The organism is Aeromonas sp. PrichA-15 (genome assembly GCF_017939245.1).
GTDB lineage: Bacteria > Pseudomonadota > Gammaproteobacteria > Enterobacterales > Aeromonadaceae > Aeromonas > Aeromonas caviae.
Map to the genome: position 1 here is coordinate 6,021 of NZ_JAGKRH010000372.1, position 14,205 is coordinate 20,225.

At 57.5% G+C, this 14,205-nt stretch carries 23 protein-coding genes; 18 read left to right on the top strand and 5 right to left on the bottom strand.

Features of this window, described 5'->3' with window-relative positions; translation table 11 throughout:
• Positions 1-49 precede the first annotated feature (49 nt).
• From J9889_RS23400 to J9889_RS23420, 5 genes are all read right to left on the bottom strand, one after another.
• Complete coding sequence (locus J9889_RS23400) at positions 50-1,114, bottom strand: hypothetical protein (protein WP_210558390.1); 1,065 nt, start codon at positions 1,112-1,114, stop codon at positions 50-52.
• Entirely contained in the window at positions 1,107-1,301 is a 195-nt protein-coding gene (locus J9889_RS23405; RefSeq protein WP_210558392.1) for a hypothetical protein, read from the bottom strand. Before J9889_RS23405 ends, J9889_RS23400 begins: the two co-directional genes overlap by 8 nt.
• 62 nt (positions 1,302-1,363) lie before the next feature.
• Positions 1,364-1,645: a hypothetical protein gene (locus J9889_RS23410; protein WP_244812966.1), complete on the bottom strand. Its 282-nt coding sequence runs from the start codon at positions 1,643-1,645 to the stop codon at positions 1,364-1,366.
• Positions 1,645-2,166 (bottom strand): phage regulatory CII family protein, encoded by a 522-nt coding sequence (locus J9889_RS23415; protein WP_246875548.1) that lies wholly within the window; start codon positions 2,164-2,166, stop codon positions 1,645-1,647. The genes J9889_RS23410 and J9889_RS23415 overlap by 1 nt, the downstream gene beginning before the upstream one ends.
• A gap of 31 nt (positions 2,167-2,197) precedes the next feature.
• Complete coding sequence (locus J9889_RS23420; RefSeq protein ID WP_076362731.1) at positions 2,198-2,404, bottom strand: helix-turn-helix transcriptional regulator; 207 nt, start codon at positions 2,402-2,404, stop codon at positions 2,198-2,200.
• A gap of 97 nt (positions 2,405-2,501) precedes the next feature.
• Here J9889_RS23420 and J9889_RS23425 point away from each other — a divergent pair, with 97 nt between their 5' ends.
• The 18 genes from J9889_RS23425 to ettA all read left to right on the top strand — a co-directional run bounded on the left by J9889_RS23425 (position 2,502) and on the right by ettA (position 14,190).
• Positions 2,502-3,155 (top strand): XRE family transcriptional regulator, encoded by a 654-nt coding sequence (locus tag J9889_RS23425; protein WP_210558455.1) that lies wholly within the window; start codon positions 2,502-2,504, stop codon positions 3,153-3,155.
• 15 nt (positions 3,156-3,170) lie between these two features.
• Positions 3,171-3,944: a HipA family kinase gene (locus J9889_RS23430; protein ID WP_232092693.1), complete on the top strand. Its 774-nt coding sequence runs from the start codon at positions 3,171-3,173 to the stop codon at positions 3,942-3,944.
• Positions 3,941-4,771 (top strand): DUF3037 domain-containing protein, encoded by an 831-nt coding sequence (locus J9889_RS23435; RefSeq protein ID WP_182951243.1) that lies wholly within the window; start codon positions 3,941-3,943, stop codon positions 4,769-4,771. Before J9889_RS23430 ends, J9889_RS23435 begins: the two co-directional genes overlap by 4 nt.
• A gap of 54 nt (positions 4,772-4,825) precedes the next feature.
• On the top strand, positions 4,826-5,191 hold the full coding sequence (locus J9889_RS23440) for a hypothetical protein (RefSeq protein ID WP_182951246.1): 366 nt from the start codon (positions 4,826-4,828) through the stop codon (positions 5,189-5,191).
• 66 nt (positions 5,192-5,257) lie between these two features.
• Positions 5,258-5,575, top strand: coding sequence for a hypothetical protein (locus J9889_RS23445; RefSeq protein WP_182951248.1), 318 nt, complete (start codon positions 5,258-5,260; stop codon positions 5,573-5,575).
• 281 nt (positions 5,576-5,856) lie between these two features.
• A complete protein-coding gene (locus tag J9889_RS23450) occupies positions 5,857-6,153 on the top strand; it encodes a TM2 domain-containing protein (protein WP_246875546.1) in 297 nt (98 codons plus the stop codon).
• A gap of 122 nt (positions 6,154-6,275) precedes the next feature.
• Positions 6,276-6,620, top strand: coding sequence for a DUF4406 domain-containing protein (locus J9889_RS23455; protein WP_210558394.1), 345 nt, complete (start codon positions 6,276-6,278; stop codon positions 6,618-6,620).
• Positions 6,617-8,311, top strand: a complete 1,695-nt coding sequence (locus J9889_RS24405; RefSeq protein WP_246878184.1) for a phage N-6-adenine-methyltransferase — start codon at positions 6,617-6,619, stop codon at positions 8,309-8,311. Before J9889_RS23455 ends, J9889_RS24405 begins: the two co-directional genes overlap by 4 nt.
• Positions 8,312-8,346: 35 nt before the next feature.
• On the top strand, positions 8,347-8,634 hold the full coding sequence (locus tag J9889_RS23465) for a hypothetical protein (protein WP_210558396.1): 288 nt from the start codon (positions 8,347-8,349) through the stop codon (positions 8,632-8,634).
• A complete protein-coding gene (locus J9889_RS23470) occupies positions 8,609-9,271 on the top strand; it encodes a hypothetical protein (protein ID WP_210558398.1) in 663 nt (220 codons plus the stop codon). The genes J9889_RS23465 and J9889_RS23470 overlap by 26 nt, the downstream gene beginning before the upstream one ends.
• Before the next feature lie 89 nt (positions 9,272-9,360).
• A complete protein-coding gene (locus tag J9889_RS23475; protein ID WP_210558400.1) occupies positions 9,361-9,555 on the top strand; it encodes a hypothetical protein in 195 nt (64 codons plus the stop codon).
• Entirely contained in the window at positions 9,552-9,989 is a 438-nt protein-coding gene (locus J9889_RS23480; protein WP_210558402.1) for a hypothetical protein, read from the top strand. The genes J9889_RS23475 and J9889_RS23480 overlap by 4 nt, the downstream gene beginning before the upstream one ends.
• On the top strand, positions 9,965-10,159 hold the full coding sequence (locus J9889_RS23485) for a hypothetical protein (RefSeq protein WP_210558404.1): 195 nt from the start codon (positions 9,965-9,967) through the stop codon (positions 10,157-10,159). The genes J9889_RS23480 and J9889_RS23485 overlap by 25 nt, the downstream gene beginning before the upstream one ends.
• Before the next feature lie 54 nt (positions 10,160-10,213).
• Positions 10,214-10,471: a hypothetical protein gene (locus J9889_RS23490; protein WP_210558406.1), complete on the top strand. Its 258-nt coding sequence runs from the start codon at positions 10,214-10,216 to the stop codon at positions 10,469-10,471.
• Positions 10,471-10,935, top strand: a complete 465-nt coding sequence (gene ssb, locus J9889_RS23495) for a single-stranded DNA-binding protein (RefSeq protein ID WP_210558408.1) — start codon at positions 10,471-10,473, stop codon at positions 10,933-10,935. Before J9889_RS23490 ends, ssb begins: the two co-directional genes overlap by 1 nt.
• An 87-nt stretch (positions 10,936-11,022) precedes the next feature.
• Positions 11,023-11,211, top strand: a complete 189-nt coding sequence (xisR, locus tag J9889_RS23500; RefSeq protein WP_223918428.1) for an excisionase family protein — start codon at positions 11,023-11,025, stop codon at positions 11,209-11,211.
• On the top strand, positions 11,187-12,494 hold the full coding sequence (locus J9889_RS23505; protein ID WP_128341967.1) for a DUF3596 domain-containing protein: 1,308 nt from the start codon (positions 11,187-11,189) through the stop codon (positions 12,492-12,494). The genes xisR and J9889_RS23505 overlap by 25 nt, the downstream gene beginning before the upstream one ends.
• A 28-nt stretch (positions 12,495-12,522) precedes the next feature.
• The gene (ettA, locus tag J9889_RS23510) at positions 12,523-14,190 is read left to right on the top strand and encodes an energy-dependent translational throttle protein EttA (RefSeq protein ID WP_043758312.1); all 1,668 of its coding nucleotides are present in this window, start codon (positions 12,523-12,525) and stop codon (positions 14,188-14,190) included.
• Positions 14,191-14,205: the final 15 nt, after the last annotated feature.

Genomic DNA, 14,205 nt, shown 5'->3' on the forward strand with positions numbered 1-14,205 from the left:
ACCGGTGCTCACCTGCAGACTGGCCTGATTCACGGGCAGGCTGGTCACGTTAGAGGGGAGTGTTGTCGTCATAATCGACCCCCGCGGCTCGCAGGGCCTGGGCCTGCTGTTGGGCTTGCGCCAGATTGGACAGGGGGCGCTGGTGGCCGCCAGATGGATTACCGCGCTTGGCCTGCAGCTGGTCCCACTTCTGGCGCAGCTTCTGCGGCGACAGCACGTTGGCACACCAGAACGCATCCCGGCTCACCCAGTCATACAGCTCGCAGATATCGCGGTGGCTGCGCTGGTCCAGCTCGCGCATCAGCCGTATCACGTTCGCCCACTGCGCCCAGTTCGGCTCAATGGCGGTCGGGGTGATCAACTGCACCCGCCGGAACATCCACTGCGCGGTCATCAGGTCATCACCGGTTCCCCACGCCTTGCCGCTCGGGGTTTGGATGGCAGCCTCGGGAATCACCCGGGCCTTGGGTTCGGGAGCGGCAACCCCCTCGATGGCAGTTCCCTCCCCCTGCTGGTCGAAAGTCGCGTCAGCGAGTTGCGACGAAGAGTCTTTAAGATCTTTGTTTGTTTTATTGTTTATCTTGTTTAGATCTTCGGCGTGATACTCCGCGCCTAACTCCGCGCCATCAGATTGCGATACCCCCTCCGTCCCCTGCTCTGATGCGGGTTGCAACTCCGCGCCCAACTCCGCGCCAATGTGTTCTGAAACTCCGCGCTGGTAAGGGTCGTAATTGAGCAGGGTGACCAGGGTATAACCACGGGTACCCTGCTTGCTGGAGCGGCTGATCATCCCCTCCTGCTCGAAAGCATCCAGGGATCGGCGGGCACTGTCTTCGGAGATGCCACAGGCCTCCCCAAGGGAACGGGCAGAGCCTACGACCTGGCCACGCTGGATCAACAGGCGATTGCCGTTGAAGCTCACCTCGCAGCGCTCGTGCGCCGCCTCCAGCAGCAGGTGCAGCCACAGCGCCTTGCGCACCGGATCGCGGTAAAACGGCACCTCCTTCAGGCTCTTGTACAGCAGGACAAACCCACTGCGACGGTTGTCGGCCACATTGCATCCTCGCGAAACAGGGGCGGCCACCGGGGCCGCCAGTCTGACTACCTCACCCATGGCTCACCTTCTTCACTCGCGTCGGTTTGGCCGCCTTCTTGGCGTCCCTCTCCTGCTGGCGCAGCTTGCGCTGCAGCAACTTGGCCATCTTCTTTCCCTCCGCCAGACACTTGGCAAAGGCCTGCCCCTTGGCAAAGCACGGCGTGGTGCGAAAATGCCGCAGAGCCGCCTGGGTTGCGGTGTGCACCACATCCGGGGTGTATCCCCCCCGCCGTCAGGATCTGCGCCACGTTGCGCTCGATAAACAGCTCAGGATGCATGGGCCACCTCCTGCAGGTGTTGCTGCAAACAGGCCAGATGGCGTTGCACCTGCTCGGCCGTGGCCGGAATGCGCAACCCGCTGTAGACCAAGAAGGCCCCCCGGGTGCCCACCACCAGCTTCGGCAACATGGGCGGGATGCACGAGCGGCGACTGCCTTGCGCCCTCGGCGATTGTTGGGTACGCTTGTCCACGTTGTTTTCTCCGCGAAAACCAACCTCGGGTCGGGCTGTTACCGCAGCGCCGGCCCACTCTTTTTGTGCTTCCTTCATCACTTCTCTCCTTGTGCATGTGGCCCCGGGAACGGGCGCACCTGACTGGCTACCGACTCTTCCAGGCTCAACAGCTCCTTGATGGCCCGGTGCACTGCCGCCGTGATGGCCTGCCGCTCCATTGGGTCGATCACCCCGTCTTGCCGCGCCTCCCGCAGCTCGCCAAACACCGCCGCCACCACCTCGCCCACCAGCATCACCTGGTCGGCCAGCTCCTCTTCGGTCACCGTGCTATCCGGCAGGGCCACCAGCGTATGGCCGCGGGCCAGCGCCCAGGCCTGCAGGATGGCGTTATCACCGGTCAGCTCGGTCACCGCCATCGCCTCGGACAGGGTCAGGTGGTGGTCTTCGCAAGCAGGATTGAACTTGTTGTTCAGGGTGGTCGGGCGCTTGGAGCCCATCAGGCGGGCCAGGTCGGTGATGTTGTACCGGCGGCTCAGCTGATAAGCGGCGTCAATGGGGTCAGAAAGGTGGGAGTGTTCCCGCTTCACTCTCGTGGTTGTTCTGGTGGGTTTTGTCATGATGGTTCTCATCGAGCACGCAAGGCTGTCGTTACTGCCGATGCTCTGGGTAAATGATTTCCATAACGCTGATTTTTTTAGAAAAAAAGTCAGCTATCCGCTGGGCCCTCTCAAATGATGCCCGTTGAAGACCGCGTTCAATGCGGCTCAAGTTGCCAACATCGATTCCAACGGCCTGACTCAGCTCATTGATCGTTACCTTCTGCTGCTCCCGCAGCTTTCGAAGAGGAGTAAGCATGAACGCCTCCATATATGCGCATTGCGCATATAAAAACACAGAATTATATGCGTGTCACGCTTTGCGTGATTCGCATATAAATTGCAATCATGAGCAAATGAAAGTCGGAGCAAAAATCAGAGCGCTCAGAAAGGAGCGCAAAATGACCATCAGCGAGCTGGCAACCCAAGTTGATAGCGACGTTGGCAACATTTCTCGATTGGAGCGGGATATACAGGGCTTTAGCCCCCAGTTACTCTCGAAGATCGCGGAAGCATTAAGAGTTCCCGTTGCTGAACTGTTTTCTGACCATCAGCAGCCAGCTCAGCACCAGAACATGGAGTTAGCAACACCGGATTTTCACAGGATCCCTGTGATTACCTATGTACAGGCCGGGGTCTGGACCGAAACCAGCGAGATCCGTGAGTGTGACGGCAACATGGCCTATATCACTACCGATCTTGACTTAGGACAGCGCGCCTTTGCCATCGTGATCCGGGGCAACTCCATGGAACCTGAATTTACCGAAGGGGACCTGGTGCTGATCGACCCGGACGAGCCGCTCCATCCAGGCGACTTTGTAGTCGCAAAGAACGGCGAAGAGGAAGCCACCTTCAAGAAGTACCGCCCCCGGGGTTATGGCGAAGATGGCCAAGAAATTTTCGAGCTGGCACCACTCAATGACGACTACCCCACCATGCGCTCAGACCGTCAGCATATCCAGATCATCGGTACCATGGTGGAACACCGCCGCCGTAGAAAGCGTCGTTAACAGCGAGTGACGATATTGGAACTGGCAATAGATACATATCACTATTCGGCTATCCGCATTCATCGTGTGATGGACGACGGCAGAACCGGAGCCAGGTTATGCAGATGCAGTGACGGCAAAGACTATGTCATCAAGACGCTAGGGGAAGTACCTCCTTATGAGCTAATTGCCGAATGGATTTGTGGTCATCTGGCCATCGCCTTCGGTCTCCCGGTTCCCCCTTGCAGACTGGTGATCGATATGCCGCGTCTGATCAAACAGAACGGCGATATTTGTAACGAGCCCGATGATACAGTTGGCTTCGCATCCCTCTATCAAGAAACCTCTGTGACATTAACGAGGCAAGCCTCTTTATCAGTTCTACCTCAGCTCAAAACGGATATTCTGGTTTTCGATGCTTGGATAAAAAATGGTGACCGCACCCTGTCTGGGCAAGGCGGTAACGTGAATCTGCTTCAAGACATTCTCAATCCGCAGCAACTTTGGGTTTTTGATCACAACCTTGCGCTAAACCCTGATGAAGATCTTGCAAAGTTGGCGACGCACCATGTTTTTTGTGGTGAAAATGCGGGGGTTAGCCTAGATGATATGGTGACTAAAGCGGAGTATGAAACACGAATACAGCGCTGTATGGAGCTGTTGCCTCACATCATCGCCACCATCCCAGAGAGCTGGATTGAGGAAGCCAACAGCAGTAGACGCGATGGAAAAGAGGTGATCAACGATGTCATCTCCCCCATACTGAGAAAGTATAATGACCCCGATTTTTGGAGCTGGATTACGCCATGAAGCATGAAGTTCTCTATGCCACTGTGCAGTTCCGCCCCTACCGAGAAACTGAAGAGTTTGCCAACGTAGGGGTGGTGATGTGCGCCCCCAAAGTGGGATTCTTTGACTATCGTATTGAAACTAAAAGTTTTTCAAGAGTAAGATCTTTTTTCAGCGACCTGGATCGCCAACTGCCAAACCGGGCGACTAGCTACATCGCCAGCGAGCTTGAACGCGTCAAGACGATGACTGTGCGTGGCTATACACCGGAAGGCATGCGGTCGCTGTTCCAGGAGGTGACCAAGGTTAAGGAAGGGCTCATCTACTACAGCCATGTCAGGCCGGCCATCATGGATGGCGAACTGCAAGATGCGCTGGACGGCCTGTACCAACACTACGTTCACCACAGCTTTTCCAAGCACCCCTCGGCAACCGAGCAGTTGGAGAGAACAATGCGAACTCTGCTGGAGCAGCACGATCTACGCAAGCACTACCAACAACGTAGCTTGGAAGATGACATGGGGCTGGTAAAAGCCAGTATTCCGTTCACTCACCAGAAAAATGGCAAAACCATGAAGGCGATTCGCCCTCTTAGCTTGACTAGCGGCGCCCCCAACAAGATCGTTGAGACCGCCGAGCAATGGGCCAGCCGCCTTCATAGATTATTCGGAGCCGGCATACTTGAGCCTCGAAACGTGATAATGCCGCTTGAGCTTCCCCAAGAGAGCATTGATAGAGGGATTGATACGGCAATTAATATGGCAAATAGCATTTTCAAACAAAATGATATTATGACGGTATCGGCAAATGATGAAGATAGGATTTTGACCTTCGCCTCACAATTATAATGACAAACAACGTACTATAGCCCGACATGTCGGGCTTTTTTATGGGAGAAATACATGAAACGACTTGCCACCTTGCTGATCGCCAGCGTGCCGCTGCTTGCCCAGGCGGGATTTATCCACCCCATGGACTTCGACGGTACCGAGGCCCAGAAAAAGGAGGTGATCGCTTATATCAAGGATCGTGTCAAGCACGACTACTGCGACGGCCAGCTCGATATGTGCCAGCCCACCACCTTGCGTATGATGGAACAGCAGAACCTCGCCGACTTCAAGCAAGCCACCCAAGCCAAAAACCGTGACATCATGGACCGAGTGATTCTGGACTACTGTGATGGCGGCATTGATATGTGCAATTACAACACCCTCTGGATGATGTACCAAGAAAACCTGAAGGCCAGCAGTGAAGAGCTGAGCTGGTAGCCGTTTCATAAGCCGTAGTGCCAATAAGTAGTTGATCTAGGAATTGGCGAAAAGGAGAAATCAAGGATGAAAAAAATAACACTCACAGGTCTAGTAATTCTCGCAGTGACAACAATCGTTTGCTACACGCAACTTACCCTGTTTGTCATACCACCAATTGGAGCTATACCGAAAGGTCAGACCGCTATTATCATTCGCCTGAACAAGACAGAGTTCATCGACAGCCCGGATGCTATGTGTGAGAGAATGCAAGGTGGTGTTAGCCTCCTATGTAGGGGAATGACAATTGCTGCAGTTGGGAAAAATGCCACGATTTTGGGGCGGCTTCCTTACAGTTCATGGCTCTACAGTATTTCGACTGGCGGCAAGACCTACGATCGATAAAAACAATTCGTTGTCGCCTCACGGCGTACCTACTGATCGCCGCCTGATTTCTATCGATAGCCAAGTGATAACTGGTTAAAAAGCTGAGTTTTTTAAACTGCCATATTCAAAAGCCACTGTATTCACAGTGGAAAGTGCTGGAACATTCTAGCTGGCTTCAGAGTTTATGATCTAGACCTCAAGCCTTGGGATAATGCAGTTTGATTTCGTCAAGGACGCAAACGTGAAGAAAATCACTCAGCGAATGAGTAGCAAGATCGTCAAACCAACAAGGAGTTAATATGTCAGAGATGGTTTTTTGCCGCGGCTGCGGTAAAGAGATTCATAAAACGGCGGTGTCCTGCCCACATTGTGGAGCAGTATATGGCACGAGTAAGAGCAGGATCACGGCGGCATTGCTGGCCCTCTTCTTGGGTGGCTTAGGCATTCACAAGTTTTATCTTGGTAAGACCATGCAGGGGATTCTATATCTGGTCTTCTGCTGGACATTCATCCCGTCTTTTATCGCTTTTATCGAGTTCATCATTTATCTCTGCTCGTCAGATCAGAGCTTTGCTGAGAAGTACGCAACCACCTGAATCCGACATAAGAGTAAGAGCCCACCAGCACGGTGGGCTTCTTACGAACACCAATATGCGCTTGACGCATTTGCTTCAAGCGCATATTTTTGTCTCGTACACACTAGTGAACGGGATAAACCATGTCGAACCAACACTACCACAAGCGCATCTACATCGCCGGCCCCATGTCGGGCCTGCCTGACTGCAACCGCCCCGCCTTCCATGCCGAGGCCAACCACCAGCGTGAGCGCGGCCATATCCCGCTCAACCCTGCCACCCTCCCCGAGGGCCTGAACCAAGCCGAGTACATGTCCTGCTGCCTGCCCATGGTCATGCTCGCCGACGAGCTGGTCATGCTCCCGGGCTGGCGCGATAGCCAGGGCGCCACCGCCGAGTTCCACCTCGCCATGAAGTGCGGCAAGGTCATCCGCCAAGCCGAAGACGGATTTGCCTGGTACCCCACCAGCCCCGAGGTGGCGGCATGAACCACTACGCCCAAGCGCTGTCCGAACTGCAGGCCCAGCCTGACCACGAGCTTAAGCAGATTGGCGACCAATGGCAGACCCCCAAGGCGCTGGCCTGGGGCCTGTTCCACAAGTTCGCCCCCACCCTGGGGCCGGTGGTGCTCGACATGTTCGCCGACGACTGCAACCACCTGCTGCCGCACTACTACGATGCCGCAGACAACGCCCTGACCCAGGAGCTGGCCGCCGACCTGCGCCGCCTGGGGGGCGCCGCCTACGCCAACCCGCCCTACTCGCGCCCCTGTACGGATAGCGAGGGGAACCCCATCACCGGGATGGAGGCCATCCTCAACTACTGCCGCGAGCAACGGGCGCTGGGCGCCAAGATCATGTTGCTCATCAAGGCCGCCACCAGCGAAACCTGGTGGCCGGAAGATGCCGACTTCATCCAGTTCATCAGCGGCCGTATCGGCTTTGAGGTACCGAGCTGGTACGTGCCTCGCGACCCCAAGAAGGACAAGCCCAGCTCTAGCGGCTTCGCCTCAGCCGTAGTGATCTTCGACGCCAGCTGGCAGGGCGAGCGCCGCCCCGAGGCACGCCTGCGCCGTGACGACCTCATCACCACCGGCACCATCATCCTCGACATGATCCACCGCCAAGCGGTAGAGCTCACCCTGGCCGCCGATCACGTTATCCGTAACGCCACGCCCAAGCTGACCCCCGTGGTCACCCAGGAGCAACCCGCCGAAACAGAACCGGCCGCGGGGGAACCACCAGCAGCCGACGATAACGAGGCCAGCGCCGCGGCGGCGGCCGAACTGGGCTATGCCGATGCCAGCAGCATCATGGCCAAGCAGATTGAGTGCGTTGATCTCGGCGAAGAGCAACAGGATACGGTCAGGGGTTATGTGCAAGGCTGGCTGGACGAGCCTTATCCGCTCTCCGAGATCTTCTATCGGCTCGATCTGGCCGTCGCCAACCTGCTGGCCGGCAAGCCTATCCATCAGGGTTTTGTCGCAGAAGAGAGTCGTTCCCCCACCCTGCCCCACTGGCAACGCCACCCCGCAGTGAAGGGGGTTATCTACCAGATCGACGATGCGGACATCCTGACACCGGCCAGGACTGCAGAGCTGGCTGCCTGGATCATCGACAACCTGACGGCCCCAGGCGATCTGCTGGAACTGGCCACCGCCAAGGCCGCCGAGCTGTTGGCGCAGAGTGCCGAAGCCACCAGCCCAGAGCCAAACCATGCAGAGCGGAAGCTCGAGCTGCTGGATGCCCACCACCCAACCGAGGAACCCAGCACCAAGCCGCTCGAGGACTGGGCCTTTGACTACCAGAACAACGAGCTCAATTTGGGCGGCGCCGAGTGGTCGTGCTTTGTCGCCGTGCTGACCGTGCTCTACGGCGCCAAGGAGCACTACACCGCCCGGGAGGTAGCGATCGCCATCTCAGTCAGCGATGAGCAGCTCATGGACGAATACACCACTTTGGACGAGGAAACCAAGGTGCTGCTGCGCAAGGCTGTCTCCACTCTGAAGGAGGTTGAAGGATACAACTTCACCGAGGCCTTCCCCATGCTCGACCTGCACCGCCAGGAGGCCGTCATCGCCTTTATGAACGCCCTGCATAACGAGCCGACCCTCAGCCCCGTCACCCAAAAGAGCGTGATGATCAACGCCATTAACCGAGTGAATGAGGTGATGGCATGAACCCCTCACCCTGCATTAATTAAGGAGAAGATCAAATGATGAACCATGAACAGATCACGGCAGTTTTGGCCGGCGACGATCCGGTTCAACTCAAGCGGCTAATTGTACTGCTTGGTTGGTATGGCAACGCCCTACTAGATGGCATGGAGATGAGGGGAGTTGCTGCCTCTCCAGACTGTCCCGACAGAGAGCGCCTGTGGGAGGGGGCCAGCAAAATCTATCTGGCAGCAAACCCTGTCTTTGAAACCATCAGCAACATTGTGAGACCTACCGAAGACGAGAGCGAGGCATTGGGTGATGAATGCGAAAACACCACAGTTTGAGGTTCCAATTGTCGAGCCACTGCTCGATCTCATTCAATCCCTGATAGACCGGCCCGAGCTCATCAAGACTATAGAGATGTTAAAAAATGCCAAGCCGGGGTCTGAACGCCGCCGTATGTACTATGCCCTCCGTGAATTACTGACAAGCATGGTCATGGAGGACGATATCGAGTCGTTTGCTGAAGCATCAGAGCTGGACCCGCAGGTGATTATCGACCGCTTCAATGTCTTTAGCGACGCTCTGGAGATCACGCTTGGCCTGTCTGATTACCTGATTCCAGGGCTTGATGACAACCCAACCGACCTCTTTTCATGTAGGGCCAGAAGAGCCATTGAGAATGCCCTCATCGGCAATCTGGCGCTTTATGGGTTGTATTCACTTCTGAAAAATGAAGCTGAGGCCCATCAAGAAGCGTTTGGATTAAAACCGGGGACGCAAGGTGACGCCGTGACAGAGGGCGCATGCTCCAAACAGGTTGCATGGCGAATGATGTCAGGTGACTGGCGGGATGAACTCGTTTCAATTCATGGCCCTGACGGGCTCATCGCCAGCGGCCTCACGGTAAATCAGGCGACCGCAATCATAGCTGCTCACGGAGGTGTCAGCGATTCGAGTCAGCAAGGCGGTGCAGCATGACCAAGCAGCAAGCCGCCGGGCTCACCATCCTGGTGCTCAACACACTGGCCGCGCTCATTGCGTTGGCGCTGATGTAAGGGGGTATCAGCATGATCACAGTCACCGATACCAAAGGACAAAAACACCACTTGGCGCTGGACGCCATAGCCAAGGTGAGCGAGGCCTCTCTCAGCTCACGTTGGCATGGGATTCACGCCTACATCAAGACGTTCGACGGCGATGAGCTGGGTGTGCGAGAGGACGCCCAGCAGGTACTGGCGCAGATCGAGGCGGGAAGCGTATGAGCATCGTTCAGGACATTGCCGAATGGATTCATGCCCGAACCGGCGGCGCCATCAGTGCCGAGGTGGCCGCCAAGTTCTCCCTCACTGTCAGTGAGGCCAGCATCGTGATGGGCCAGATCCACCGAGAGTCCCGCTTCACCACCCGGATTGAACACTTCTGCATGGTTGGGGACAACGGTCGCGGGCGCCATACCCGCCGTCTCTTCGTTGACATGGTGAAACCGCCGCAGTGGCGCAAGACCCCAGTGATAGGCACTTGCGGGGATCTGGTGGTCCGGTTCGACAGCGTCACCGACGCAGAGACCAAGGGCGGCTTTGTCCGAGTTGGCATCACCCGCTGTCTTGCTGGCCAGCAGGAAAAACACGGCGGATACCGCTGGCAGATCGACACAACCAAAGGAGCAGGCCAATGCACCGTTACAGCTACACCCTGAATGCGGCCACAGAGTTGGGGGCTGCGCCGGATCGCCTGACCGGGACCATCGAGGCGCACCACCCGATGACCCACCAACAGATCCGGCTGGCCGCCATCGACAAGGCCCCGGCCCAGTATCTGAATTTCAACGAACTGGAGTGCCAGGAGATTGAATCCCCCCTGAATTGAATGCCCGGCCATGCTGCCTGGGTGTAACGAACCACGACTGTCCTGGAGGACACGATGCATATCAAACTTTACCAGCGCAATTGCCGGGATGATCTCAAGCAGGCCATCCAGCAGGAGCATGCCGGCAACCATCAGGATGCGGCCCTCTCCTACAAGAAAGCCCAGCACCACGCCACCAGCGCCAACATGCTGGAGAAGGCCAAGTTCGCGATGGCCCGTCGTATCCACTGCCTCAAGCAGGCAAAGGATCCCGAATGGAAGCAGGTCAACGCCAAGTTCCAGCAACTCCATCAAGCCCTGGAGCATCGCTGATGGCCAGCCGCGGTATCAACAAAGTAATCCTGATCGGCAACCTGGGTCAGGATCCGGAAGTGCGCTACATGTCCGGCGGGAAAGCTGTCACCAGCATCACCCTGGCTACCTCAGAAACATGGCGTGACAAGCAGACCGGCGAGGCCAAGGAGCGCACCGAGTGGCATCGTGTCGTGTTCATGGGAATGCTGGCTGAGGTGGCAGGGAAGCACCTGAAGAAGGGCTCCCAGGTCTATGCGGAGGGCAAACTGCGGACTCGCAAATGGCAGGATCAGAGCGGACAGGAACGCTACACCACCGAGGTGCTGGTCGACAGCTTCACCGGTGTGATGCAGATGTTGGGAGGGAATGGAGGAGGGAAACAGCAGGGAGCAAGCGGTCAGCCAAGGCCAACCCAACAACCGGCGCAGTCGCCGGCCTACACCGAACCACCCATCGATTATGACGACGATCTGCCGTTCTAGGCCAACGAAAGACAGTGGCCCCATGGGGCCGCTCTTCTCGCAGTGAGGCGTAAAGGAGACATGAATATGCATCAGAAAGTGGTTGTGATGGAACGCCCCAGTTGGGTTCTGCCTCGAGTTTTGGGGGAGATGTTCGGGTACACTGAGAAGGCCATCAGCGAGAAGCGGAAGAAGGGCCAGCTTATAGAGGGGGTCCACTACAAGTTGGCCCCGGATGGGAAGTATGTCTATCACTGGCGGAGATATGAGGATTGGCTGACCGGAACCAAGAACTGATCGACATCGTTGCGGTAACACCAGGTGTCGAACTACACGGCAAGAGCCTTCGCATCGACTTCCGCTTCCACGGCAAGCGATGCCGGGAAACGCTCAACATGCCGGCCACCAAAGCCAACATCAAGCATGCCTCCCGAAAACGGGAGGCCATCCTGCACGAGATTGCCATCGGGGTGTTCGACTACGCCAAGCACTTCCCAGACAGCAAGAATGCCCACCGGTTCGCTGGCACGACTGCAAGCCGTGACATTTCGCTAGGTGACCTAGTGGAGCACTACCTGAAGATCAAGGATGTGGACATCGGCGATAACGCCCGGGGTCGCTATCGCTCCATTCTGGGGATGATGGCCGCCGACCTGGACCACACCCGGATCGTCAGCACCTTCCGGACCGAAGACCTGCAACAATGGCGCCGGTACCTGATGACCGAGCCGCGGAACAGAACCAGCAAGCCCTTGGCTCCGAGATCGGTCAACTACTACATGATGGTCGCCGCTGGGCTGTTCAACTTCGCCAAGCAGAACGGCTACACCCACCAGGACCTTTCTTCAGTGCTGACCAAGGTGGAAGTGATCCGGGATAAACCAGACCCTTTTGATCAAGATGAGTTCCGGCGCCTGCAGGAAGCAGCTCGGCACGATATGGATGCGATGTGGATCCAGCTCGCATGCTGGACAGGCATGCGTACTGGGGAGCTCTGCTCCCTAGCATGGGAGGATGTTGACCTGGAGCGCGGGGAGCTCCAAATCCGCCGCAACATCACCCAGGCCCGCAACTTCAAGGTACCGAAGACCGGACATGAGCGAACCATTGTACTCCTGCCCCCTGCAATCGAGGCGCTGAAGCGCATGCGGCCAATGACAGCCATGCGCCAGTCCCATTACATCAAGAAGACGTTGAGGGACCGCCGGCAGGTCGACGAGAAGGTCACGTTTGTATTTAGTCCAGACGTCACCAGCAAGACGCCCGGGCTCAGTATCTGCTACACAGCCTTCACCTTGGGCGACAAATGGGACAGGTTGATAAAGAGGGCTGGCATTCGCCGCCGAACCCAATACCATATGCGCCATACATTTGCTTGCTGGATGCTGACCGCTGGCGCCAACCCTGAATGGGTTGCGTCATACCTGGGGCACGAGGACAGCACCATGGTGCGAACAGTCTATGGCAAATGGATCCCCGAACAAGACCGCGACGAAGCGGACAGGGTTTGGGGCAGGCTTGGGGCCAGCTTTTCAGATTTGGCCCCAATACAGCCCCAAGATTTCACAGCAACACAATAACAACCTGTAAATTAAAGAGAATTAGCCAATGGCTCAATTTATTTACACCATGAACAGGGTCGGCAAGGTCGTGCCGCCCAAGCGTCATATTCTCAAAAACATCTCCCTCTCCTTCTTCCCGGGCGCCAAGATAGGCGTGCTGGGTCTGAACGGCGCCGGTAAGTCCACCCTGCTGCGCATCATGGCCGGGCTCGACACCGAGATCGAAGGGGAAGCCCGCCCGCAGCCCGGCATCAAGATCGGCTACCTGCCTCAGGAGCCCAAGCTGGATCCGGAGCAGACAGTGCGCGAGGCGGTGGAAGAGGCCGTGGGCGAGGTGAAACGCGCCATGGCTCGTCTGGACGAGGTCTATGCGGCCTATGCCGATCCGGACGCCGACTTCGACAAGCTGGCCCGCGAGCAGGGCGAGCTGGAAGCCATCATCGCCGCCCAGGGCGGCCACAACATGGAAAACCAGCTGGAGCGCGCGGCCGACGCCCTGCGCCTGCCGGCCTGGGATGCCCAGATCAAGCACCTCTCCGGTGGTGAGCGTCGCCGCGTGGCCCTGTGCCGCCTGCTGCTGGAAAAACCGGACATGCTGCTGCTGGACGAACCGACCAACCACCTGGATGCGGAGTCCGTGGCCTGGCTGGAGCGCTTCCTGCACGACTACGAGGGCACCGTGGTGGCCATCACCCACGACCGCTACTTCCTCGACAACGTGGCGGGCTGGATCCTCGAGCTGGACCGCGGCGAGGGCATCCCCTGGGAAGGCAACTACTCCTCCTGGCTGGAGCAGAAAGACGCGCGTCTGGCTCAGGAAGCGAGTTCCGAAGCCGCCCGTCGCAAGTCCATCGAGAAGGAGCTGGAGTGGGTTCGTCAGAATCCGAAAGGTCGTCAGGCCAAATCCAAGGCTCGTATGGCTCGCTTCGAGGAGCTCAATACCAACGACTACCAGAAGCGCAACGAGACCAACGAGCTGTTCATTCCGCCTGGACCGCGCCTCGGCGACAAGGTGGTGGAAGTAGCCAACCTGCGCAAATCCTACGGTGATCGGGTGCTGATCGATGACCTGTCGTTCGCCATTCCCAAGGGTGCCATCGTCGGCATCATCGGCCCGAACGGTGCCGGTAAGTCGACCCTGTTCCGCATGATGTCGGGCCAGGAGCAGCCGGACTCCGGCGCCATCACCCTGGGCGAAACCGTGGTGCTGGCATCGGTGGATCAGTTCCGCGACAGCATGGATGACAAGAAGACGGTGTTCGAAGAGGTCGCCGACGGTCAGGACATCCTGCGCATCGGCAACTACGAGTTCCCGAGCCGCGCCTACATCGGTCGCTTCAACTTCAAGGGCTCTGACCAGCAGAAGCGCGTCGGCGAGCTCTCCGGTGGCGAGCGTGGCCGTCTGCATCTGGCCAAGCTGCTGCAGACCGGCGGCAACGTGCTGCTCCTCGATGAACCGACCAACGACCTGGACATCGAAACCCTGCGTGCCCTGGAAAACGCCCTGCTGGAGTTCCCGGGTTGTGCCATGGTCATCTCCCACGACCGCTGGTTCCTCGACCGCATCGCCACCCACATCCTGGACTATCAGGACGAGGGCAAGATCGCGTTCTTCGAGGGCAACTTCACCGAATACGAAGAGTGGAAGAAGAAGACCTATGGCGCCGAGGCCGTCCAGCCGCATCGCGCGAAATACAAGCGTATCGCCAAGTAATTGCGCCTGGCGATG

Coding starts and splice junctions, on each gene's coding strand:
- J9889_RS23465 (WP_210558396.1), top strand. CDS start 8,347: ATGATGAACCATGAACAGATCACGGCAGTTTTGGCCGGCGACGATCCG.
- J9889_RS23435 (WP_182951243.1), top strand. CDS start 3,941: ATGAAGCATGAAGTTCTCTATGCCACTGTGCAGTTCCGCCCCTACCGA.
- xisR (WP_223918428.1), top strand. CDS start 11,023: ATGGAACGCCCCAGTTGGGTTCTGCCTCGAGTTTTGGGGGAGATGTTC.
- J9889_RS23485 (WP_210558404.1), top strand. CDS start 9,965: ATGCACCGTTACAGCTACACCCTGAATGCGGCCACAGAGTTGGGGGCT.
- J9889_RS23450 (WP_246875546.1), top strand. CDS start 5,857: ATGTCAGAGATGGTTTTTTGCCGCGGCTGCGGTAAAGAGATTCATAAA.
- J9889_RS24405 (WP_246878184.1), top strand. CDS start 6,617: ATGAACCACTACGCCCAAGCGCTGTCCGAACTGCAGGCCCAGCCTGAC.
- J9889_RS23410 (WP_244812966.1), bottom strand. CDS start 1,645: ATGAAGGAAGCACAAAAAGAGTGGGCCGGCGCTGCGGTAACAGCCCGA.
- J9889_RS23470 (WP_210558398.1), top strand. CDS start 8,609: ATGAATGCGAAAACACCACAGTTTGAGGTTCCAATTGTCGAGCCACTG.
- J9889_RS23475 (WP_210558400.1), top strand. CDS start 9,361: ATGATCACAGTCACCGATACCAAAGGACAAAAACACCACTTGGCGCTG.
- ettA (WP_043758312.1), top strand. CDS start 12,523: ATGGCTCAATTTATTTACACCATGAACAGGGTCGGCAAGGTCGTGCCG.
- J9889_RS23420 (WP_076362731.1), bottom strand. CDS start 2,404: ATGCTTACTCCTCTTCGAAAGCTGCGGGAGCAGCAGAAGGTAACGATC.
- J9889_RS23480 (WP_210558402.1), top strand. CDS start 9,552: ATGAGCATCGTTCAGGACATTGCCGAATGGATTCATGCCCGAACCGGC.
- J9889_RS23490 (WP_210558406.1), top strand. CDS start 10,214: ATGCATATCAAACTTTACCAGCGCAATTGCCGGGATGATCTCAAGCAG.
- J9889_RS23455 (WP_210558394.1), top strand. CDS start 6,276: ATGTCGAACCAACACTACCACAAGCGCATCTACATCGCCGGCCCCATG.
- J9889_RS23425 (WP_210558455.1), top strand. CDS start 2,502: ATGAAAGTCGGAGCAAAAATCAGAGCGCTCAGAAAGGAGCGCAAAATG.
- J9889_RS23440 (WP_182951246.1), top strand. CDS start 4,826: ATGAAACGACTTGCCACCTTGCTGATCGCCAGCGTGCCGCTGCTTGCC.
- ssb (WP_210558408.1), top strand. CDS start 10,471: ATGGCCAGCCGCGGTATCAACAAAGTAATCCTGATCGGCAACCTGGGT.
- J9889_RS23400 (WP_210558390.1), bottom strand. CDS start 1,114: ATGGGTGAGGTAGTCAGACTGGCGGCCCCGGTGGCCGCCCCTGTTTCG.
- J9889_RS23415 (WP_246875548.1), bottom strand. CDS start 2,166: ATGACAAAACCCACCAGAACAACCACGAGAGTGAAGCGGGAACACTCC.
- J9889_RS23445 (WP_182951248.1), top strand. CDS start 5,258: ATGAAAAAAATAACACTCACAGGTCTAGTAATTCTCGCAGTGACAACA.